Origin of the sequence: Variovorax sp. EL159 (genome assembly GCF_900100965.1) — a bacterium.
Lineage (GTDB): Bacteria > Pseudomonadota > Gammaproteobacteria > Burkholderiales > Burkholderiaceae_C > Variovorax.
Genome location: NZ_FMUJ01000004.1, coordinates 780,303 through 799,969, shown reverse-complemented (window position 1 = coordinate 799,969; position 19,667 = coordinate 780,303). Strand labels below are relative to the sequence as shown.

22 protein-coding genes are annotated in these 19,667 nt (G+C 64.9%); 6 read left to right on the top strand and 16 right to left on the bottom strand.

Features of this window, described 5'->3' with window-relative positions; translation table 11 throughout:
- From BLQ28_RS20950 to BLQ28_RS20910, 9 genes are all read right to left on the bottom strand, one after another.
- The coding region (locus BLQ28_RS20950) for a GTP-binding protein (protein ID WP_256327388.1) at window positions 1-356 on the bottom strand (356 nt) is incomplete at its 3' end.
- A gap of 142 nt (window positions 357-498) precedes the next feature.
- Entirely contained in the window at window positions 499-2,598 is a 2,100-nt protein-coding gene (gene fusA / locus BLQ28_RS20945) for an elongation factor G (protein ID WP_093243370.1), read from the bottom strand.
- A 96-nt stretch (window positions 2,599-2,694) separates the two neighbouring features.
- Window positions 2,695-3,168: a 30S ribosomal protein S7 gene (rpsG, locus tag BLQ28_RS20940; RefSeq protein WP_007829591.1), complete on the bottom strand. Its 474-nt coding sequence runs from the start codon at window positions 3,166-3,168 to the stop codon at window positions 2,695-2,697.
- A 150-nt stretch (window positions 3,169-3,318) separates the two neighbouring features.
- Window positions 3,319-3,696 (bottom strand): 30S ribosomal protein S12, encoded by a 378-nt coding sequence (rpsL, locus tag BLQ28_RS20935; protein WP_013543948.1) that lies wholly within the window; start codon window positions 3,694-3,696, stop codon window positions 3,319-3,321.
- 206 nt (window positions 3,697-3,902) lie between these two features.
- Window positions 3,903-5,072, bottom strand: coding sequence for a D-alanyl-D-alanine carboxypeptidase family protein (locus BLQ28_RS20930; RefSeq protein ID WP_093243368.1), 1,170 nt, complete (start codon window positions 5,070-5,072; stop codon window positions 3,903-3,905).
- Window positions 5,073-5,112: 40 nt separating this feature from the next.
- Window positions 5,113-5,745: an alpha/beta hydrolase gene (locus BLQ28_RS20925; protein ID WP_093243366.1), complete on the bottom strand. Its 633-nt coding sequence runs from the start codon at window positions 5,743-5,745 to the stop codon at window positions 5,113-5,115.
- 73 nt (window positions 5,746-5,818) lie between these two features.
- Entirely contained in the window at window positions 5,819-6,172 is a 354-nt protein-coding gene (locus BLQ28_RS20920; protein ID WP_093243364.1) for a (2Fe-2S) ferredoxin domain-containing protein, read from the bottom strand.
- A 25-nt stretch (window positions 6,173-6,197) separates the two neighbouring features.
- The gene (locus BLQ28_RS20915) at window positions 6,198-7,325 is read right to left on the bottom strand and encodes a VanZ family protein (RefSeq protein WP_093243362.1); all 1,128 of its coding nucleotides are present in this window, start codon (window positions 7,323-7,325) and stop codon (window positions 6,198-6,200) included.
- Window positions 7,326-7,339: 14 nt separating this feature from the next.
- Entirely contained in the window at window positions 7,340-7,768 is a 429-nt protein-coding gene (locus tag BLQ28_RS20910) for a CopD family protein (protein ID WP_093243360.1), read from the bottom strand.
- 341 nt (window positions 7,769-8,109) lie between these two features.
- On the opposite strand from BLQ28_RS20910, the gene hemB reads away from it, so the two are divergent.
- The gene (hemB, locus tag BLQ28_RS20905) at window positions 8,110-9,126 is read left to right on the top strand and encodes a porphobilinogen synthase (protein WP_256327386.1); all 1,017 of its coding nucleotides are present in this window, start codon (window positions 8,110-8,112) and stop codon (window positions 9,124-9,126) included.
- A gap of 69 nt (window positions 9,127-9,195) precedes the next feature.
- The gene (locus BLQ28_RS20900) at window positions 9,196-10,362 is read left to right on the top strand and encodes a magnesium transporter CorA family protein (protein ID WP_093243498.1); all 1,167 of its coding nucleotides are present in this window, start codon (window positions 9,196-9,198) and stop codon (window positions 10,360-10,362) included.
- A 90-nt stretch (window positions 10,363-10,452) separates the two neighbouring features.
- Here BLQ28_RS20900 and BLQ28_RS20895 read toward each other — a convergent pair whose 3' ends face one another.
- Together BLQ28_RS20895 and BLQ28_RS20890 are read right to left on the bottom strand one after the other, a co-directional pair.
- Complete coding sequence (locus BLQ28_RS20895) at window positions 10,453-10,821, bottom strand: DUF4148 domain-containing protein (RefSeq protein WP_093243357.1); 369 nt, start codon at window positions 10,819-10,821, stop codon at window positions 10,453-10,455.
- Window positions 10,822-11,051: 230 nt separating this feature from the next.
- Window positions 11,052-11,381 (bottom strand): alpha/beta hydrolase, encoded by a 330-nt coding sequence (locus tag BLQ28_RS20890; RefSeq protein WP_093243355.1) that lies wholly within the window; start codon window positions 11,379-11,381, stop codon window positions 11,052-11,054.
- Window positions 11,382-11,554: 173 nt separating this feature from the next.
- On the opposite strand from BLQ28_RS20890, the gene BLQ28_RS20885 reads away from it, so the two are divergent.
- The gene (locus BLQ28_RS20885; RefSeq protein ID WP_093243353.1) at window positions 11,555-12,460 is read left to right on the top strand and encodes a LysR family transcriptional regulator; all 906 of its coding nucleotides are present in this window, start codon (window positions 11,555-11,557) and stop codon (window positions 12,458-12,460) included.
- A 58-nt stretch (window positions 12,461-12,518) separates the two neighbouring features.
- Here the strand turns inward: BLQ28_RS20885 and BLQ28_RS20880 are convergent, their stop codons facing one another.
- A complete protein-coding gene (locus BLQ28_RS20880) occupies window positions 12,519-13,202 on the bottom strand; it encodes a dienelactone hydrolase family protein (RefSeq protein WP_093243351.1) in 684 nt (227 codons plus the stop codon).
- Window positions 13,203-13,263: 61 nt separating this feature from the next.
- On the bottom strand, window positions 13,264-13,872 hold the full coding sequence (locus BLQ28_RS20875) for a 2-hydroxychromene-2-carboxylate isomerase (RefSeq protein ID WP_093243349.1): 609 nt from the start codon (window positions 13,870-13,872) through the stop codon (window positions 13,264-13,266).
- Between the two features lie 137 nt (window positions 13,873-14,009).
- Between BLQ28_RS20875 and BLQ28_RS20870 the strand changes: the two genes are divergently transcribed.
- From BLQ28_RS20870 to BLQ28_RS20860, 3 genes are read left to right on the top strand one after another with little or no spacing between them, the layout of a single operon-like run.
- Complete coding sequence (locus tag BLQ28_RS20870) at window positions 14,010-14,756, top strand: SDR family oxidoreductase (protein WP_093243348.1); 747 nt, start codon at window positions 14,010-14,012, stop codon at window positions 14,754-14,756.
- A 2-nt stretch (window positions 14,757-14,758) separates the two neighbouring features.
- Entirely contained in the window at window positions 14,759-15,412 is a 654-nt protein-coding gene (locus tag BLQ28_RS20865; protein WP_093243346.1) for a MarC family protein, read from the top strand.
- A 12-nt stretch (window positions 15,413-15,424) separates the two neighbouring features.
- The gene (locus BLQ28_RS20860) at window positions 15,425-16,030 is read left to right on the top strand and encodes a hypothetical protein (RefSeq protein ID WP_093243344.1); all 606 of its coding nucleotides are present in this window, start codon (window positions 15,425-15,427) and stop codon (window positions 16,028-16,030) included.
- A gap of 21 nt (window positions 16,031-16,051) precedes the next feature.
- Here BLQ28_RS20860 and BLQ28_RS20855 read toward each other — a convergent pair whose 3' ends face one another.
- The 3 genes from BLQ28_RS20855 to BLQ28_RS20845 all read right to left on the bottom strand — a co-directional run bounded on the left by BLQ28_RS20855 (window position 16,052) and on the right by BLQ28_RS20845 (window position 19,662).
- Window positions 16,052-16,513, bottom strand: a complete 462-nt coding sequence (locus tag BLQ28_RS20855; RefSeq protein WP_093243342.1) for an EVE domain-containing protein — start codon at window positions 16,511-16,513, stop codon at window positions 16,052-16,054.
- Window positions 16,514-16,581: 68 nt separating this feature from the next.
- Entirely contained in the window at window positions 16,582-17,748 is a 1,167-nt protein-coding gene (locus BLQ28_RS20850; RefSeq protein WP_093243339.1) for an ABC transporter substrate-binding protein, read from the bottom strand.
- A gap of 57 nt (window positions 17,749-17,805) precedes the next feature.
- On the bottom strand, window positions 17,806-19,662 hold the full coding sequence (locus BLQ28_RS20845; RefSeq protein ID WP_093243337.1) for an AMP-dependent synthetase/ligase: 1,857 nt from the start codon (window positions 19,660-19,662) through the stop codon (window positions 17,806-17,808).
- Between the last annotated feature and the right edge of the window lie 5 nt (window positions 19,663-19,667).

Below are 19,667 nucleotides of genomic sequence, written 5' to 3'. Positions count from 1 at the left end.
TGTTCACGGGTCTGGGGCATCGGGCCGTCAGCGGCCGAGCACACCAGGATCGCGCCGTCCATCTGGGCAGCGCCGGTGATCATGTTCTTCACATAGTCGGCGTGGCCAGGGCAGTCCACGTGAGCGTAGTGGCGGTTGGCCGTTTCGTACTCGACGTGTGCGGTGTTGATCGTGATGCCGCGAGCCTTTTCTTCGGGCGCTGCGTCGATCTGGTCGTAAGCCTTGGCTTCGCCGCCGAACTTGGCCGACAGAACGGTTGCGATCGCAGCCGTCAGCGTCGTCTTGCCGTGGTCAACGTGACCGATCGTGCCCACGTTCACGTGCGGCTTGGTGCGGGTGAATTTACCTTTTGCCATTTTTCAATCCTTGAAAGAGCATTCCCGTGTATTGGTTTTATGTCTGCACCCGATTGCTGGTTCGCCTCGCACGGGAACGTGGCGGCACCGGATCGCAGACAACGAGGGCCACGCACCGCGTGGCCCTGCATTCTTCAAAAACTTACTTGGCGCGAGCAGCCACGATGGCTTCAGCAACGTTGCGCGGAGCTTCAGCGTAGTGCTTGAACTCCATCGTGTACGTGGCGCGGCCTTGCGACATCGAGCGCAGCGTGGTCGAGTAGCCGAACATTTCCGACAGCGGCACTTCGGCCTTGATGGCCTTGCCACCACCAACCATGTCGTCCATGCCCTGCACCATGCCGCGGCGTGAGGACAGGTCGCCCATCACGTTGCCGGCGTAGTCTTCAGGCGTTTCGACTTCCACGGCCATCATCGGCTCGAGGATCACGGGGTTGGCCTTGCGGGCACCTTCCTTGAAGCCGAAGATCGCGGCCATCTTGAACGCCATTTCGTTCGAGTCCACGTCGTGGTACGAACCGAAGTGCAGCGTGACCTTGACGTCCACGACGGGGTAGCCCGCCAGCACGCCTTGCGTTAGCGCTTCCACAACGCCCTTTTCCACTGCGGGGATGTATTCGCGAGGAACCACACCGCCCTTGATGGCGTCGACGAACTCGAAGCCCTTGCCAGCTTCCTGCGGCTCGAGCTTCAGGATGACGTGGCCGTACTGACCCTTGCCGCCCGACTGGCGAACGAACTTGCCTTCGGCTTCTTCGACGGTCTTGCGGATCGTTTCGCGGTAAGCCACTTGCGGCTTGCCCACGTTCGCTTCCACGCCGAATTCGCGCTTCATGCGGTCCACGATGATTTCAAGGTGGAGCTCGCCCATGCCGGCGATGATGGTCTGGCCCGATTCTTCGTCGGTCTTCACGCGGAACGAAGGATCTTCCTGAGCCAGGCGTTGCAGGGCGATGCCCATCTTTTCCTGGTCGGCCTTGGTCTTGGGCTCAACGGCCTGCGAGATCACCGATTCCGGGAACACCATGCGCTCGAGCGTCACGATGGCCGTCGGGTCGCACAGGGTTTCGCCCGTGGTCACTTCCTTCAGGCCCACGCAGGCGGCGATGTCGCCGGCGCGGATTTCGTTCACTTCTTCGCGGTTGTTGGCGTGCATCTGCACGATACGGCCGATACGCTCTTTCTTACCGCGCACCGGGTTGTAGACGCTGTCGCCCTTCGTCAGCACACCCGAATAGACGCGCACGAAAGTCAACTGGCCCACGAACGGGTCGGTCATCAGCTTGAATGCCAGGGCCGAGAACTTCTCGTTGTCGTCAGCCTTGCGCACGACAGGCGCTTCGTCTTCGTCCAGGCCGGCAACCGGAGGAATGTCCAGCGGCGACGGCATGTATTCGACGACGGCGTCGAGCATGGCCTGCACGCCCTTGTTCTTGAAGGCCGAGCCGCACAACATCGGCTGGATTTCGCCGGCGATGGTGCGCTGGCGGATGGCCTTCTTGATTTCCTCCTCGGACAGCTCGCCGCCTTCGAGGTACTTGTTCATCAGCTCTTCGCTCGCTTCGGCAGCGGCTTCCACGAGCTTTTCGCGGTATTCGTTGCAGACGGCGGTCAGGTTGGCGGGGATCTCGCCGTACTGGAAGGTGACGCCCTTGTCTTCGTCCCAGATGATGGCCTTCATCTTCACGAGGTCGACGATGCCCTGGAAGTGCTCTTCGGCACCGATCGGGATCTGGATCACGACGGGGTTGGCCTTCAGGCGGTCCACCATCATCTGGCGCACGCGCAGGAAGTCGGCGCCGGTACGGTCCATCTTGTTGACGAACGCGAGGCGGGGCACCTTGTACTTGTTGGCCTGGCGCCAGACGGTTTCCGACTGGGGCTGCACGCCGCCGACGGCGTCGTACACCATGACGGCGCCGTCCAGCACGCGCATCGAGCGCTCGACTTCAATGGTGAAGTCCACGTGGCCGGGGGTGTCGATGATGTTGATGCGGTGTTCGTCGAACTTGCCGGCCATGCCCTTCCAGAAGCAGGTCGTGGCGGCGGAGGTGATCGTGATACCGCGCTCTTGCTCTTGCTCCATCCAGTCCATCGTGGCGGCGCCGTCGTGCACTTCACCGATCTTGTGGTTCACACCGGTGTAGAACAGGATACGTTCGGTCGTCGTGGTCTTGCCAGCGTCGATGTGCGCGGAGATGCCGATGTTGCGGTAGCGCTCGATGGGGGTCTTGCGGGACATGATTTACTTTCGGGTTGAAATGCGTTGAGCGCTGGGCCCCGAGCACGGGCACAACGCCCGACACTCGACACCCAACGCCCAAGCGAAGTTTGATTTTTAGAAGCGGAAGTGGCTGAACGCCCGGTTGGCTTCTGCCATGCGGTGCACTTCGTCGCGCTTCTTCATGGCACCGCCACGGCCTTCCGTGGCTTCCATCAGTTCGTTGGCCAGACGCAGGGCCATCGACTTTTCACCGCGCTTGCGGGCAGCTTCCTTGATCCAGCGCATCGACAGGGCGAGGCGGCGGACGGGACGGACTTCGACCGGCACTTGATAGTTCGCACCGCCAACGCGGCGCGACTTCACTTCGACCATCGGCTTCACGTTGTTGATGGCAACGGTGAACGCTTCGAGGGGATCCTTGTCCGGGTTCTTCTTTTCGATGAAGTCGAGAGCACCGTAAATGATGCGCTCGGCAACAGCCTTCTTGCCGCCTTCCATGATCACGTTCATGAACTTCGACAGCTCGACATTGCCGTACTTGGGATCCGGCAGGATTTCACGTTTGGGGACTTCGCGACGACGTGGCATTTTTTTAACCTCTTTGCTTCAGTTGGCACCGTTTCCGGCACCGCGAGAGCCAGCTGGAACTCTCACTTACTCGACCCGATATTGGGTCACTTCGTTCGACAAGCCCGCCAAGGCCATCGAACACCGTTTGTTTCTTGACGACAGGAAGGCTTAAGCCTTCTTGGGACGCTTCGCGCCGTACTTGGAACGCGACTGCTTGCGGTCTTTCACGCCTTGCAAGTCGAGCGAACCGCGCACGATGTGGTAGCGAACACCGGGCAAGTCCTTGACACGACCGCCGCGAACCAGCACGACGCTGTGTTCTTGCAGGTTGTGGCCTTCGCCGCCGATGTAGGAAATGACTTCGAAGCCATTGGTCAGACGGACCTTGGCAACTTTACGAAGCGCCGAGTTGGGCTTCTTGGGCGTCGTGGTGTAGACGCGGGTGCAGACACCGCGACGTTGCGGCGAGTTCTGCATGGCAGGGCTCTTCGAATTGATCTTTTCGACCGTTCGACCCTGACGCACCAGTTGATTGATGGTTGGCATGAATGAATAAGTCCCAAAACAGCCCGGCTTTGGCTATTAACCGCCCCTGTCGTGACGCAGGAGCAACCGGGAGATGACGAAAACGTGAAACCCTTCGGAAATTTCCGAAAAGCCCACGAGTATAGCAAACGAGCCTGAAATGGCAAAGTCGGCGGCCTTCGGCAGGGGCCGAAGGCCGGCTCGAGGGCCCTGTCTCGCTGCTTGCGCTACTTGATCCAGAGCCGGACGGCGTCCCAGGCCCGACCCAGAACACCGGCCTGCTCGACCGCTTCCAGCGCGACCAAGGGCACATCCGCCACCGGCTGGTCGTCCAGGGTGACCTTGAGCGAGCCCACGGGCTGGTACTTGGTGAACGGCGCCACCAGCGGATCGGGGCGCGACACCTGCGTCTTGATCTTGCTGCCGCTGCCGGCAGGCACGGCCACCACGATCGCTTCGGGGCGGCCCAGCTTCAGCACGTTGGCCTTGCCCTTCCAGACGGCCGGCGTGGCCACCGGCTGGCCGGCGTCGAACACGCGGACGGCGTCGTAAGCCGTGTAGCCCCAGTTCAGCAGCTTCTGGGATTCGTTGGCACGCACCGTGTCGCTCGAAGTACCCAGCACGATCGACAGCAGGCGGCGGCCGCCAGTCAGGTTGGGAAAGTCGCGCTTGGCGGTCGCGATCATGCAGTAGCCGGCTGCGTCGGTGTGGCCGGTCTTCAGGCCGTCGACGGTCGGGTCGCGGAACAGCAGCAGGTTGCGATTGGTGTCGTTGGTCGACGGCGTACCGGGGTAGCGGTACTTCTTGATCGCGTAGTACTTGGCCTCCTCGGGGAAGTCGCGCACCAGGCGCGTCGCCAGGATGCTCAGGTCGCGCGCCGTGGTCGTGTGGCCGGGCGCCGTGAGGCCTTCGGGATTCTTGTAGGTCGTGTTCTTCATGCCCAGCGCCTTGGCCTGGGCGTTCATGAGTTCGACGAAGTGCTCCACCGTGCCGCCCACGCCTTCGGCCAGGGCCACAGTGGCGTCGTTGCCCGATTGCACGATCAGGCCCTTGATGAGGTCTTCGACCGGCACCTGCATCTTGGGGTCGATGAACATGCGCGAGCCCGGCATCTTCCAGGCGCGCGGGCTGACCGGGAAGGTCTGGGTCAGCGTGATCTTCTTGGCCCGCAGCGCGTCGAACACGACATACGCCGACATCAGCTTGGTCAGCGAGGCCGGCTCGACCGGGCTGTCGATGTCCTTCTGCGCCAGGATCTGGTTGGCGGTCACGTCGAGCAGCAGGTAGCTGCGCGCAGCCACTTCGGGCGGTGCCGGCATCTGCGCGGCGGCGATCAAACTGACGGATGCAAAGGCGGCAAAGACCAGCGCGCGAAGCGCGCCTACAAAACGATTCATGGGGAGTGTGGAGAGAGACGAAGACAAGGCCACAAGGCCTTCAGGCGATGCCCGCGCGGAGATGGCGGACAACCAGCCCCTTGAGCAGCGGCAATTGTCCGTGAAAGAAATGGCCGCCCCCGGGAACGACTGTGACAGGAAGTGACTGTGGCCGCGCCCAGTCCATCACCGCGGACAGCGGCACGGTGTCGTCGGCTTCGCCATGGACCACCAGCGCGCGCTCGTGCGCCTCGACAGGCAGCGCGGCCACGGTGTTGCGCGCGGCGGCGGTTCCCACCAGCACGATCTGCCGGAGGTCACGCTCGGCCCAGAGCTTTGCAACAGCGCCGCTCGCAACGAAAGCGCCAAAGGAAAAACCGGCGATCGCCAGCGGACCTTCGGAGGCCAGTTGGCCAACGACATTCAGCATGTCTTCCAGCTCGCCGCGCCCTTCGTCATGCACGCCCTCGCTGGCACCCACGCCGCGGAAGTTGAAGCGCACCGAGGTCCAGCCGCTGGCGACAAAGGCACGTGCCAGGGTCTGCACGACCTTGTTGTCCATCGTGCCGCCGAACAGCGGATGGGGATGGGCGATCACCGCGATGCCGCGCGAAGCGTCGGCCGGCAGATCGCGCTGCACCTCGATGACGCCGGCGGCGCCCTGGAGGCTGATCTTTTCGGTCTGGGAGTTCATGGCGCTGTCAGAGTGGTGGCCGCCGGGCGGGCCGGCGTCGTGCCCGGTACGAGCACGGGGTCTTGGGGAAAGTTCAGCGACCGACGTCGGCAGGCAGCACGAGCCGCTCGACGACTTGGCCGTTCTTTAGGTGCGACTCGACGATCTCGTCGATGTCGTCGGCATCGACGAAGGTGTACCAGACCGCCTCGGGGTACACGACCGCCACCGGGCCACCCGCGCAGCGGTCGAGGCAGCCCGCCTTGTTGACGCGCACCTTGCCGGGCCCGGCAAGCCCCGCCTCCTTGACCTTCGCCTTGCAGCGATCGAAGCCCTCCTGTGCGTTGTGCAAGGCACAGGAGTCTTCGCCATTCTTGCGCTCGTTGAGGCAAAAGAAGATGTGGCGGCCGTAGTAGCCGGACGGCGCGGCAGAGGTAGGACTGGGCATCGGACCGATTTTAGTGACGGCCCTCTCAGCCCGCTGTGACGGCCCCGGGCCGCCCCCGGCGCGACAGGGCCGCTACCACGTACGCCAGCACGGCGAAGGGCCAGGCCCATCCCAGCCATTGCGCGAGCCCGTGGAACCGGATGAAGCGCCCCTGCTCCCACGTGGCCAGCGTCTGCGCGAAGTACGCGCTCTCGGGCGCCTGGTTCAGCAGGCTCAACTGCAGCACGAGCCCCACCAGCAGCAAGGCCGCACACAAGCGACGCGGCGCGAACAGCAACAGCACGCCCGCAAAGAGCGCGGCCACCATGCCGACCTGAACCGGCAGGTCCAGCCATGCCCACGCATGCGTGGGCCCATAGCTCAATGCCGCCGACAGCGCCGAGGCTGCGATGCCCGCAAGCAAGGTCAGCGGCAGCAGAATGGCCCGCTGCACGACCGAGCGCGCCACCAGATACCCCAGCAGGCACGGCACCAATGCGCCGAGCATCACGCACAGCAACTCCACCGCCGGCACCAGCGGCTCGAGCTCGAATTGGCGCAGCGGCAGCCAGTCGATGAAAGGCGTGTCGAGCAGCCATTCGGAAATCGCCGTTTCGAGTCGCTCGAACACCTGGCCCAACCCGAAGGTGACGGCCGCGGGGAACAGCAGCGCAAAGGGCCAGAGCGCGAGCAGCACCAGCGCGCCGCGCGCGTCTTCAATGAACCACTGCGATCGCGCGCGACTCCAGTGCGCGATCGCGCCCAGCCGCTCCAGCGCCGCTGCCAGCACGGCGCCGAGGACCGTGCCGGCCGTGTTGAGCCCCAGGTCGACGTTGGACGGAATACGCGCGGGCAGGTAGCTCTGCAGCGTTTCCATGGCAAAGGCGATCGCGCTACCAGCCACCGTCGCACGCAGCACCGCGCGCCACACGCTGGCACTGCGGCGCGTGCGCAGCACCGTCAGGGCGCACAGGAAGCCGAAGGGCACGTAGCCCACGACATTGATCGCCAGGTCGAAGCCGGTCCAGTACTTGGGCCAGGGCGCCGCCAGATAGGCCCAGGGCGCGATGCCCTGGTCGCGCCAGTCGACAAAGGGATACAGGCTGGCGTAAACGATCAGCGCCGCATAGGCGAGCGCCAGGGGGAGCGCGGCGGACTTGTGCGAACTCTCCACCGTAGGCACCGGGCTCAGAACGGCTTGACGACCACCAGGATCACGATGCCCAGCAGCAGCAGCACGGGCAGTTCGTTGAACCAGCGGTACCAGCGATCACTGCGCCGGTTGCCGCCCGCCGCGAAGCGCCGCAGCAACACGGCACAGCCGTGGTGATAGCCGATCGCCACCAGCACCAGTGCCAGCTTGGCATGCATCCAGCCATTGCCCGGGCCGCGCCCAATGCCGTAGCCCAGCCACAGCCAGAGACCGAAACCCAGGGCCGGAACCGCCAGGAACGTGGTGAACCGCAGCAGCTTGCGCGCCATCAACAGCAGGCGCTCGCGCTCGGCCACCGACTCGGGCGGAACCATCGCAAGATTGACAAAAATCCGTGGGAGGTAGAACAACCCCGCGAACCAGCTTGCAATGAAAACAATATGGAAAGATTTGACCCAGAGCATGGCGGCAGTTTAGTAGCGCGCCCTGCCATTGCCCTCTGATTCGAGGTGGTCCAGAAAGGCTTCAGGCAAAAAAAAGCCCGACGTCTTCACGCCGGGCTGGGAAGCCCTTTTGCTGTCACACATCAAGGCACCCGCTCAGGGAGGAAAAGCGGGGAGCGGCAAGCCGCCCGCTTCAGAATTTAACAAAGACGAAACAAGGTTTCAAGCGACTGAGGCACTTTCTTTGACATTTAAAGTAAAAAATCTAAAGCTTTTGTTCTACTATTTTCCGTAGTTGTCAGACAACCTGACTGCCGCAGCGCGGTACTGCGAAATGTTGCTTCAGGCACAATTTTGGATATATGACGTCATCACTTTCCCCCCTGGCGATGTTCCCCGCCGGTCGGCCGCGCCGCCTGCGCCGCGATGCCTTCACCCGCAACCTGGTGCGAGAAAACACGTTGACGGTCAATGACCTCATCTACCCGGTGTTTGTGCAGGAAGGCAAGAAGCGGCGCGATGCCGTGCCGTCCATGCCCGGCGTCGATCGCTTGAGCCTCGACCTGCTGCTGCCTGTGGCAGAGCAATGCGTAACAGCGGGCATCCCCGTGATGGCGCTGTTTCCCGTGATCGACGCCAGCCTCAAGACGCCTTCCGGCGACGAGGCCTTCAACCCCGATGGCCTGATCCCCCGCGTGGTGGCCGCGCTCAAGGCGCGCTTCCCCGAACTGGGCGTGATGACGGACGTCGCGCTGGACCCGTACACCAGCCATGGCCAGGACGGCCTGCTCGACGACAGCGGCTACATCCTCAACGAGCCGACCGTCGAAGTGCTCGTGAAGCAGGCACTTGCCCAGTCGCAGGCCGGCGTGGACATCGTGGCGCCCAGCGACATGATGGACGGCCGTATCGGCGCCATCCGCACCGCGCTCGAAGCGCGCGGCGACATTCACACCCGCATCATGGCCTACAGCGCCAAGTACGCGAGCGCCTTCTACGGCCCCTTCCGCGATGCCGTGGGCTCCGCCTCGACGCTGGGCAAGGCCAACAAGAAGGTCTACCAGATGGACCCGGGCAACAGCGACGAGGCATTGCGCGAAGTCGCGCTCGACATCGCCGAAGGCGCCGACATGGTGATGGTGAAACCCGGCATGCCCTACCTGGACATCGTGCGCCGCGTGAAGGACGAGTTCCATGTGCCGACCTTCGCCTACCAGGTGAGCGGCGAGTACGCGATGCTCAAGGCGGCCGCCCAGAACGGCTGGCTCGACCACGACGCCGTGGTGCTCGAAAGCCTGCTGGCCTTCAAGCGCGCAGGCGCCGACGGCGTGCTCACCTATTTCGCGCTCGACGCGGCCCGCCTGCTGCAAAAACAGTAGCGGCATGCGGCCATCGGACGCCCGCTTCCGGGCGTTCCGATGCACAAGAAGAACCAACGGGGCGACGTCATGCGCATCTTCGAAATCAACCGTTCGCAAGCCTGCGAGCACCAGGCGCTGGCGCCGCTGGCCGTGCCGGGTGCGTGCGGCGCCGGCGGCTACCTCTGGATATCGCTCACGCGCGAGGAATTTCGCGCCTCGCTGCCCGAAGTCCAGCAGATCCTGCAGACCCTTTGCCTGACGCAGCTGGTCGACCTGCACGTGGCCGACCTGCTCAACGACCAGTTGCCTTCGCACTACGACTACACCTCGCAGTACGACGTGCTGGTGTTCCGCCGCCTCGCGACCGCGCAGGGCCAGGCGGCGCTCGGCAACGGCAAGGGAAACGGCAACGAGACGCCGATGACGCCCACCCCGCCGCAGCCCCGCAGCGGCCCGCCCGTGCTGCGCCGTGTCGACACCCGCCCGGTCGGTTTCGCGGTGTTCGACCGCGTGTTGCTGTCGGTGCACCCCGAGGACGGCGCGGTGCGCGATGCCTTCGCCACGCGGCTTCTGGCGGCCGGCTCGCCCGACGACCGCGGCGCGCCGGCGCTGGACGTGCGCGCCACCTCGGCCCGGCTGCCGACCAGCCCGTCCGACCTGATGCTGCGCGTCGTCAACCAGATCGTCGACGCCTACCTCGACCTGCGGCGGGAACTCACGAAGCAGCTCGACCACTGGCAGACCGAGCTGATCGACCCCCGCAGCCGCTTCACCAATTGGGGCGCACTGATGGGGGCGCGCCAGTCGCTGCATCACCTGGACGAAATCTGCGAAGACCAGCGCGCCGCCATCCAGGACTGGATCGATTCGCTCGAAACATTGCCCGTGCCCAAGGGTGAGACCGAGCAGCGCGAGCGCGAACTCATCATGATCCGCAGCCGCGACGTGCTCGAGCACATCGAGCGCGTGGTGCACCACGTGCACCGGCTCGAACAGAACGCCGAGACGGCCGTGCAGATGCACTTCAGCGTCCAGGGCCACCGTGCCAACGACATCATGCGGGTGCTGACGGTGCTGACCGCCGTGTTCCTGCCGCTCAACCTGATCGCCGGCATCTTCGGCATGAACTTCGAGTTCATTCCGCTGGTGCACAAGGCCGATGGCTTCTGGATCGCGATGACGTCGATGCTGGTCATCGCGGTGCTGCTGGTTTTGATCTTCTGGCGCAAACGTTATCTCGCGCGCACGCGCTGACGCTCGCTCATTCATCGCGCCCAAAGAAAAAAGGGCCCCGCTTGCGCGGGGCCCTTTTTGCATTTCAGCCGCCCCGAGGGGCAACGTCAATTACTTGGCGACAGCGCCCGAACCTTGTTGGGCCTGGACACGTGCGTCAGCGGGGTTGGCCATGGTCGAGATGACCTTGCTGTTGACGCGCGAGCCCGAGCTCACGTTCTGGTCGGGAGCGTAGGCGGTGCGAACGGCTTCGGCTGCGACGATGGCGCGGTCTTGCGACACGGCAACCGTTTCAGCGCCGCGCGAACCGCGCACGACGTTCTGGTTCGGAGCCGATGCGGCACGCACGGCTTCGGCGTTGACTTCGTCGCGGCTCTTGGTCGAGACAGCGGCGTTCACGCCTTGGTACGTTTCAGCTTGAGCGCCGGTGGCGGCAAGCAAGGTCAGAGCGGCAGCAGCGAGGATTTGCGAGGTCTTCATGGTCAGTTCTCCTGATGTGTTCGTCGGATGGTTTTTCCACCAGGCTTGCACGTTCGTTTACGTTTGCTTGCCTGTGCGGCGAGTTTCCGGGCGAATCGGACAGCCAGAACGCTCGGTTCAGAGACACCGTGTTTCCTCTATTGAAACAATGCTGACATCAAGGCATGCAAGCAATAAAAAGCCGGGCCGATTTGCATCGGCCCGGCCTCTGAAAATCGCTGGCTTTCGGCCTATGGCCGCGCCGTTCGGAATTGCGGCGGGACCTCGCTGTTGGCAAAGGCGCGGCGGTCCAGGTTCTGGTTCGGCGCGTGCGCGGTAGCCACCGCTTCTGCGCGAACCGACGCCCGATCGCGCGAACTGGGCCGCGAGACCGGCGGCGCCTCGATCACGTCGCCATAGACGTTCCCGTCGCGCGCCGCAGCTGCGGCTTCGCTCGCCACTTCGGTCCGGCTGGTGGCCGCCTTGAGCGGCTGCACGGGCTCGTAGCCTTCGGCATGGACGACGCCCGCGACGGCCAGCATCGACAGGGCGACAGCGGCAATGGTCTTCGAGGTCTTCATTTCTTTTCCTTCCGATGTTTCAGCGGGCCTTCGAACGCGGGGCGAAACCGCAGGATGGATGCAGGCTGGCTGAAACGACGGCCTGTAACCGAAGTGTCGCCCAATCCCGTTAGGAAAAACCCGGGAGAATCGAACCATCGCGTTCCCAAAACGGAAACAATGGGCTCTTTGACATGGACAGTCTCGATCTGATCAGAACCTTCCGGGAAGTCGCCTCCCATGGCAGCTTTTCCCAGGCGGCCAAGAAACTCGACATGTCGAAAGCCACGGTCAGCAAGTATGTGGCCGAGCTCGAAACCCGCTTCGGCGTGCGTCTTCTCAACCGCTCCACGCGCTCCGTGAGCCTCACCGACGCCGGGCAGTTGCTGCTCGAACGCAGCACGCCCGTGCTCGAAATGGTGGAGCTCACGCAGGCCGCCCTGCAGGAGCGCGCCAGCCAGCCTGGCGGCCGGCTGCGCATTTCGGCCCCGCACGGCATGGGCAACGGCGAGTTTCCCAACCTGCTGGCCGACTTCATGCGCTACTACCCCGACGTGAGCATCAGCCTGCAGCTGACCAATCGCACGGTCGACCTGGCGGAAGAAGGCATCGACGTCGACATCCGCAGCGGCCCCGTCGAAGACGCAAACCTGATCGTGCGCAAGCTGCGCCCCATGAGCATGGTGGTCTGCGCCTCGCCGGTCTACTGGAAAAAGCACGGCAAGCCCGAGCATCCACGCGACCTGGCCGGGCACGAGGCGCTCACGCATTCGTTGCTGGGCGCGCAGCCGGTGTGGCGTTTCGACGATGGCGGGCAGCCGCTGGACGTACCGGTCAAGAGCCGCATGGACTGCACCGAGGGCGCGCCGCTGATCCGGGTCGCCATGCACGGCTTTGGCGTGATCTACCTGCCGTCGCTCCTGGTGCAGTCGCACATCGACCATGGCGAACTGGTGCCGGTGCTGCAGGACTACGCGCGCAAGGACATGTGGCTGTCGGCCGCGTACCTCCAGCGGCGCCACAACAGCGCGGCGTTGCGCGCGCTGCTCGACTTTCTGCAGACCCGCGTGGGCAACGGCACGGGCGCCCGCAAGCCCTGAACGAAAAAGCCCGGCACTGATGGCCGGGCTTCGTGTCTGGCGGACGGCCTTCCGTGCGTCAGCCGAGATGCTTGGCGAAGAACGCCAGCGTGCGCTCGCGCGCCAGCTTGGCCGCCTCGGCGTTGTACGAACCACGCTGGTCGCAATTGAAGCCATGGCCCACGGGGTACACATGCACTTCCACCTCGGGGTGCGCCTTCTTGAAGGTCTCGATGGTGTCCAGCGGAATCCAGTGGTCCTGATTGCCGAAGTGCGCGAGCACCGGCACCTTGGGCTGGCGTGCCGTTTCTTCCGGCGAGGTCATGCCGCCACCGTAGTACGGCGCCGCCGCGGCCAGGCCCGGCAACAGGCTCGCCGCGCGCCAGACCAGCAGGCCGCCCCAGCAATAGCCGACGATGCCGACCTTGCCCGCCTTCGAGGCATAGGCAATCGCGGCTTCGATGTCCTGCAGCACGCCGGGGGCGGGCAGTGCCTCGACCGCGGTCTTCAGGCCGAAGCCGTTCTTCATGTCGTCCTCGCTGTAGCCCAGCTCGACGCCTTGCTTCACGCGATGAAAGGTCGCCGGCGCCACCGCCAGATAACCCTCGGCCGCATAGCTGTCGGCCACCGCGCGGATGTGCGAGTTCACGCCGAAGATTTCCTGCACCACCACCACGGCGCCGCGCGGCTTGCCCGCGGGTTCCGCCACGTAGGCGGGAAAGCTGAACCCGTCCTTGGCGGTGAGATCGATGAATTGGCCCATGGTTGTCTTGCTCCTTGATGGCAAATAAGTGAATAGGTAGATGCGCAGGTGAATGCCGTGGCTACGGGCGCAGCGCCCGTTCGACGAAGTCGAGGCGATCCTGCCCCCAGAATATTTCACCGTCGATCACGTAGCTCGGCGCGCCAAACACCTGGATGTCGATGGCTTCCTGCGTGTAGGCCTCGTAGCGTTCCTGCACCGCCTGGCTTTGCGATTGCTCGGCGCGCTTGGCCGGCAGCCCGCACTCCACGACCAGCGCTTCGAGCAGATTCGGATCGCCGATGTTCCGCTCCTGCACCCAGACTGCCGCGAACACCGCCGCGCTCATGCGCATCGCGGCCTGCGTGCCGTCGTTGATGTCGACCGCGATGATCAGCCGGGCCGCGTCGTCGCTCGCCACCGGAAAGAACTTCGGCTTGGGGTTCAGCGGCAACCCCAGATGGCGTGAGAAGCGCGCCAGATCGACCAGCCGGTAGGCCTGGCGCTGCGGTGCCCGCTTGCCCAGCGGCAGCCCGCCGGACACCGGGAACACGCTGCCCATGTCGATGGGCCGCACGCGCACCGTGGCGCCCGCCGCCGCGGCAATCGCCTCGAAGCGGCTGTGGCCCAGATAGGTCCACGGGCTCTGGGGCGCAAAGTAGTAGTCGATCGTCTTGCTGGTGGTGTGCATTCGGTAACCTCCGTGCCGCGCACCGCGGTGCGCGCTTGCCTGGACGGCCCCGCGCAGTGCCCGTGCGCCGGCCCTCGATGATGTAATCCAAGCCGACGGTTTTAACTGACACGCAGTTTCTCTGCAGGAGGTAGGTTTTGGACCAAGTGCTCTTGATCACGGGTGGCGGGCGCGGCATCGGCGCCGCCACTGCATTGCTGGCGGCAAAGCGCGGTTACGCGGTGGCCGTCAACTACGCCAGCAACTCGCTGGCGGCCGACGAAGTGGTGCGTACCATCCGCGCGGGCGGCGGCACGGCCATCGCGGTGCAGGCCGACGTCGGCGACGAAGCGCAAGTGCTCGCGATGTTCGCCAAGGTCGACGCCAAGCTCGGCCGACTCACCGCGCTGGTCAACAACGCGGGCGTGGTCGACGTGACGGCCCGGGTCGACGAAATGAGCACGGCGCGGCTGGAGCGCATGTTCCGCATCAACGTGATCGGCAGCTTCGTCTGCGCGCGCGAAGCCGTGCGCCGCATGAGCACCAAGCACGGCGGCACAGGCGGGGCCATCGTCAATGTTTCCAGCGGCGCCGCACGGATCGGCTCGCCCGGCCAGTACGTCGACTACGCGGCGAGCAAGGCCGCCATCGACACCCTCACCATCGGCCTGGCCAAGGAAGTGGCCGACGAAGGCATCCGCGTGAACGCGGTGCGCCCCGGCGTGATCGACACCGACATCCACGCCTCGGGCGGCCTGCCCGACCGCGCCGCCGCGCTCGGCCCGCAGGTACCCATGAAACGCGCCGGCACCGCCGACGAGATCGCGGGCGCCATCCTCTGGCTGCTTTCGGCCGAGGCCAGCTACACCACCATGGCCCTGCTCGACGTCACCGGAGGAAGGTAGCCATGAGCACCTCGATGGACCTGATCAAGCCGCTGGTCACGCTGGTGGCCATCGTCAACCCGCTGGCCATCGTGCCCTTCTTCATCCACTACACCCAGGACTACTCCGACGCCCAGCGGCGCCACACGGTGCGCATGTCGGCCTTCAGTGCCTTCGTCGTCATTGCGGTCAGCGCGCTGATCGGGCTGCAGCTGCTGTCTTTCTTCGGCATCTCGATCGCCAGCTTCCAGGTCGGCGGTGGCCTGCTGCTGTTGATGAGCTCGATCTCGATGCTCAACGCGCAGCCCGCCGAGAGCAAGACCAACGTCGAGGAACTGCGCGCCACAGAAGTGAAGGCGTCGATGGGCGCCTCCATCGCGGTGGTGCCGCTCACCATTCCGCTGCTCACCGGGCCGGCCGCCATTTCCACGGTGGTGATCTACGCCGACAAGGCGCAGCACCTCTGGGAGCTGGCGGTGCTGGTCGGCTACGGCGTCGTGGTCGCGCTGGCCACCGCCCTCGCGTTCTCGCTCGCCCACCCGATCGCGCGCGTGCTCGGCAAGACCGGCATCAACATCATGACGCGGCTGATGGGTTTGATCCTTGCGGCGCTCGCGGTCGAAGTGATGGCCGATGGGCTCGGCAAGCTGTTCCCCGTCCTCTCGCGCATCACATGACAAGGGCATGACATGAAGAAGTTCTTCTTTTCCTCCTCCTTCGCATCCCGCGCCCCGCTGGCGTCCGGCGCGCTGCTCGCGGTGCTGGCCATTGCAGGCTGTGCATCGCCCAAGCCCCAGGAGCAAAAAGACGGCGACGGCGGGCGCTTCCTGCGCTACAGCTCGTCGCAGACCTGGGTCGAGCCCACCGCGCAGGAGCGCAGCACCTTCGAGCGCGAACGCGACCACATCGTGCAACGCAGCTCGCTCGCCACCGCGCTGCGCGCAAGCCAGGGCTCGCTCGAAGCACTGGGCTATGCGCGCGTGGAAGCCGACCCCGACTTCAACCTCATCCAGGGCGTGCACAACGAACTGCTGGTCAGCAAGGAACGCGAAACCCTGCGTGCCGTGCTGAAGTCGAGGATGGGCCTGCCCGGAAGGCCCGACCACCAGACGACCGAAGCCTTCGTCGCGCTGCGGCCGGGCCGGGCACCTGGCGAGGTCGTCGTCCGCGCGCGCTTCAGGACCACGGTCTGGGACAGCAATGGCGACTCGCGCTCCATGCTCGTGACCGACGCACCGCCCTACCAGGCGTTCTTCGCGAAGCTCGACAACGCGCTGGGCGTCGTGAGCAAGTAGCCGGCAATCCGCCGCCTTGGGTCAGGCCAGCATCTTCTCGATGATCTTCCAGTGCGCGGGCTCCACCGGCGTGATCGACAGCCGGTTGCCCTTGCGCAGCACGATCAGCTCGGCCAGCTCGGGCTTGGCGCGCAGCTCGGGCAAGGCCAGCAGGCGGGTCTTGCGCACCGCCTGCACATCCACCAGCAGCCAGCGCGGATCGTCCTTCTTCGCGCCCGCGTCGTAGTACGGCGACTTCGCATCGAACTGCGTCGGATCGGGCTTGATGGCCGAGGCCACCCGCGCGATGCCGGCAATGCCCGGCTCCGGGCAGCTCGAGTGATAGAACAGCACGCCGTCGCCGACCTTCATGCCGTCGCGCATGAAGTTGCGCGCCTGGTAATTGCGCACGCCGGTCCACGCCACGGTGGCGTCGGGCGCGGCGAGCGCGTCGTCGATCGAGACCTCGTCGGGTTCGGATTTCATCAACCAGTACTGGGGCATGGCGGGCACTCTCGCGATGGGTTTCGCGACGAAATATAGCCGCCCTCCCCGGTGCTGGCGAGCACCTCTTACGGCGTCACGTAGTCAGAGACCACCACCCACTTGCCGTCCTTGATCTGCGACAGCCGCGACTGGTCGTTGCCCAGGCGCTTGGTCGCGGTGTACGTGCTCTTCGGGCTGCCGAACATGTCGGGCTCGAAGGTGATGCTGTCCATCGCCTTGATGAAGCTGTCGGTCGTGAGGTTCGGCCCGGCCTTCTGCGCCGCCTTGATGAACGAGTCGATGATCACGTAGCCGTACACCGAGAACACCGTCGGATCTTCGTTGAACTTGGTCTTGTACTTGTTGGCCCAGAAGCGCAGCGGTTGCGACTGTTCGTCGGTGTAAGGGTTCTGCACCGTCATCGTGGCGTAGACGCCGTCCATCGCCTTGCCGCCGAGCTTGTGGATCAGGTCGGTGTACGCCGCGCTCGAGCCCAGGAAGGTCGGGTTGAAGCCCGTCTTGCGCGCCTCGCCCACCGTGCCGATGGTCTCGCGGATGATGGTGCCGAGCACCACGAGGTCGCAGTTGGCGGCCTTCATCTTCGCGACCTGCGAGCTGAAGTCGGTGGCACCGCGCTTGAACGATGTCTTCTCGGCCAGTTCCATGCCCGCGGCCTTCAGGCCCGCTTCGGCGCCGCGCTGCACTTCGAGCCCGAACTCGTCGTCCTGGTAGATGGTGCAGACCTTCTTGGCGCCCTTGTCCTTGATCATCTTCGGCAGGGCCAGCCGGATCTGGTCGTAGTAAGTGGCGGCGAACGAATACTTCAACCGGTTCAGCGGCTCGTACATTTCGCGCGCCGCCGTGATCGGCATGTAGTTGATGACGTTCTTGTCGAACTGCACCGGCATCGCCGCCATGTTCTGCGCCGTGCCGATGTGGCCGGCCATGATGAAGATCTTTTCCTGGTTCACCAGCTTCTGCGCCGCCAGCACCGCCTTCTTCGGGTCGTAGCCCGAGTCTTCGACGAAGAGCTTGAGCTTGCGCCCGTTGATGTTGCCCTGCTCGTTGAGTTCGTCCACGCGCAGCTGCATGCCGTTGCGCGCCTGCTTGCCGAAGCCCGCGAGCGGGCCCGACAAGTCCTGGATGGTGCCGATGCGGATCTCGTCCTTGGTCACGCCCTGTTGCTGCTGCGCGGACGCGAGCGTGGCGACCAGGCCCAGCACGGCCAGCGCCGTCAGTGTCTTGAGCTTCATGCGGTTGTCTCCTCGGGTTGACGAAAAAAACGGATCTGCAATCTCTCTGCGCGCAGGTCAGCGGTACATGGCCTCGATGCGCTCCGCGTACTTGGTCTGCACCAGCTTGCGCTTGAGCTTCATCGTCGGCGTGAGCTCTTCGTCTTCGGCGCTGAGCTGCGTCTCGAGCAGAAAGAACTTCTTGATCTGCTCGACACGCGCAAACTTGGCGTTGACGCGGTCGATCTCGCCCTGGATCAGGTCCTGCACTTCGCGCGTGCGCGTCAGGCTCTCGTAGTTGCTGAACGGCACGTCGTTGTCCTGCGCAAACTTCTCGACGTTCTCCTGGTCAATCATGACGATCACCGTGAGGTAGGGCTTCGCATCGCCGATCACCACGGCATCGGTGATGTAGAGGCTGAACTTGAGCTCGTTCTCCAGCTCGCTCGGCGTCACGTTCTTCCCGCCTGCCGTGATGATGATGTCTTTCATCCGGTCGGTGATGCGGAAATACCCGTCCTCGTCCATCACGCCCACGTCGCCCGTGTGCAGCCAGCCGTCGGCGTCGATGGTCTCGGCGGTCTTCTCGGGCAGGTTCAGATAACCCATGAAGACATTGGGGCCTCGCACCAGGATTTCGCCGGTGCCGGGCTCGATGCGCACCTCGTTGTAGCCCGTGGCCGGGCCGATGGAGCCGGGCTTGATGCGCGTCGCCGGCACGGCCGTCGAGGCGCCGCACGACTCCGTCATGCCCCACACCTCCAGCATCGGAACGCCGAGCGCCAGGTACCACTTGACCAGCTCGGGCGAGATCGGCGCCGCGCCCGTCACCAGAAAGCGCGCACGGTGAATGCCGATGAGCTTGCGCGCGTTGTCCAGCGCCAGCAGCCGCGCCAGCCTGAACTTGAGCCTGAGCCCCGCGCCGACAGGCTCGCCCGCCAGTACCTTCGCCGCAATGGCTTCGCCCACGCCGATGCTCCACTTGTAGGCGGCCTGCTGCAGCGGGCCCGCCTCCTTCAGCGCGATCATCACGCCCGAATAGAACTTCTCCCACACGCGCGGCACGGCGGTGAACACGGTGGGCGCGATCTCGCGCACGTTCTCCGGCACCGTCTCGGGGTTCTCCACGAAGTTGAGGATCGAACCGGTGTACATCGCGAAGTACTCGCCGCCCATGCGCTCGGCGATGTGGCACAGCGGCAGGAAGCACATGCGCTCGTCTTTTTCGTCCTGCGCGATGAGCGTGTTGTAGCCACGCGCGGTGTACACCAGCCCCGCATGGCTGTGCATCGCGCCCTTGGGCTTGCCGGTGGTGCCCGAGGTGTAGACGAGGATGGCCAGGTCTTCGGGCCGGCAGGCGGCCACGCTGCGCTCGACGGCCTGCGGGTCGCCCGCAAGGTGCATGCGGCCGAGCACGCGCAGCGCCTCCAGGCTCATGACGCCGGGGTCGTCGAGGTCGCGCAGGCCTTCCATGTCGAACACGATCACGCGGCGCAGGCCCGGCAGGGCGTCGCGCACCTCGAGCGCCTTGTCCAGCTGCTCGTCGTCTTCCACGAAGAGGATGGTGGTGCGCGAGTCTTCGCACAGGTAGTGCACCTGCGAGGCCGCGTCGGTCGGGTAGATGCCGTTCGACACGCCGCCGCAACTGAGCACGGCCAGGTCGGCCAGCACCCACTCGATGACCGTGTTCGAGAGGATCGATGCGCACTCGCCGCGCGCGAAGCCGATGGCCTGGAGACCGGCCGCGATCTCGCGCACCGCGTCGGCGGTCTGGTGCCAGCTCCAGCTGCGCCAGATGCCCAGCTCTTTCTGCCGCATCCAGACGGTGTCGCCGCGCTGCTTCACGGCGTTCCAGAACATGGCGGGAATGGTGTCGCCGGGCACGACGACGTCGAGCCGGGGTTCGAAGGTGTTGAGCTCCCAGAGTCCTTGCATGGCGG

Bases quoted from the DNA above. Each gene is read 5' to 3' on its own strand.
- BLQ28_RS20900 (WP_093243498.1), top strand. From the start codon at position 9,196: ATGCGCATCTTCGAAATCAACCGTTCGCAAGCCTGCGAGCACCAGGCG.
- rpsL (WP_013543948.1), bottom strand. From the start codon at position 3,696: ATGCCAACCATCAATCAACTGGTGCGTCAGGGTCGAACGGTCGAAAAG.
- BLQ28_RS20880 (WP_093243351.1), bottom strand. From the start codon at position 13,202: ATGGGCCAATTCATCGATCTCACCGCCAAGGACGGGTTCAGCTTTCCC.
- BLQ28_RS20865 (WP_093243346.1), top strand. From the start codon at position 14,759: ATGAGCACCTCGATGGACCTGATCAAGCCGCTGGTCACGCTGGTGGCC.
- BLQ28_RS20855 (WP_093243342.1), bottom strand. From the start codon at position 16,513: ATGCCCCAGTACTGGTTGATGAAATCCGAACCCGACGAGGTCTCGATC.
- BLQ28_RS20890 (WP_093243355.1), bottom strand. From the start codon at position 11,381: ATGAAGACCTCGAAGACCATTGCCGCTGTCGCCCTGTCGATGCTGGCC.
- BLQ28_RS20860 (WP_093243344.1), top strand. From the start codon at position 15,425: ATGAAGAAGTTCTTCTTTTCCTCCTCCTTCGCATCCCGCGCCCCGCTG.
- BLQ28_RS20875 (WP_093243349.1), bottom strand. From the start codon at position 13,872: ATGCACACCACCAGCAAGACGATCGACTACTACTTTGCGCCCCAGAGC.
- BLQ28_RS20910 (WP_093243360.1), bottom strand. From the start codon at position 7,768: ATGCTCTGGGTCAAATCTTTCCATATTGTTTTCATTGCAAGCTGGTTC.
- BLQ28_RS20895 (WP_093243357.1), bottom strand. From the start codon at position 10,821: ATGAAGACCTCGCAAATCCTCGCTGCTGCCGCTCTGACCTTGCTTGCC.
- rpsG (WP_007829591.1), bottom strand. From the start codon at position 3,168: ATGCCACGTCGTCGCGAAGTCCCCAAACGTGAAATCCTGCCGGATCCC.
- BLQ28_RS20930 (WP_093243368.1), bottom strand. From the start codon at position 5,072: ATGAATCGTTTTGTAGGCGCGCTTCGCGCGCTGGTCTTTGCCGCCTTT.
- BLQ28_RS20885 (WP_093243353.1), top strand. From the start codon at position 11,555: ATGGACAGTCTCGATCTGATCAGAACCTTCCGGGAAGTCGCCTCCCAT.
- BLQ28_RS20845 (WP_093243337.1), bottom strand. From the start codon at position 19,662: ATGCAAGGACTCTGGGAGCTCAACACCTTCGAACCCCGGCTCGACGTC.
- BLQ28_RS20925 (WP_093243366.1), bottom strand. From the start codon at position 5,745: ATGAACTCCCAGACCGAAAAGATCAGCCTCCAGGGCGCCGCCGGCGTC.
- fusA (WP_093243370.1), bottom strand. From the start codon at position 2,598: ATGTCCCGCAAGACCCCCATCGAGCGCTACCGCAACATCGGCATCTCC.
- BLQ28_RS20920 (WP_093243364.1), bottom strand. From the start codon at position 6,172: ATGCCCAGTCCTACCTCTGCCGCGCCGTCCGGCTACTACGGCCGCCAC.
- BLQ28_RS20850 (WP_093243339.1), bottom strand. From the start codon at position 17,748: ATGAAGCTCAAGACACTGACGGCGCTGGCCGTGCTGGGCCTGGTCGCC.
- hemB (WP_256327386.1), top strand. From the start codon at position 8,110: ATGACGTCATCACTTTCCCCCCTGGCGATGTTCCCCGCCGGTCGGCCG.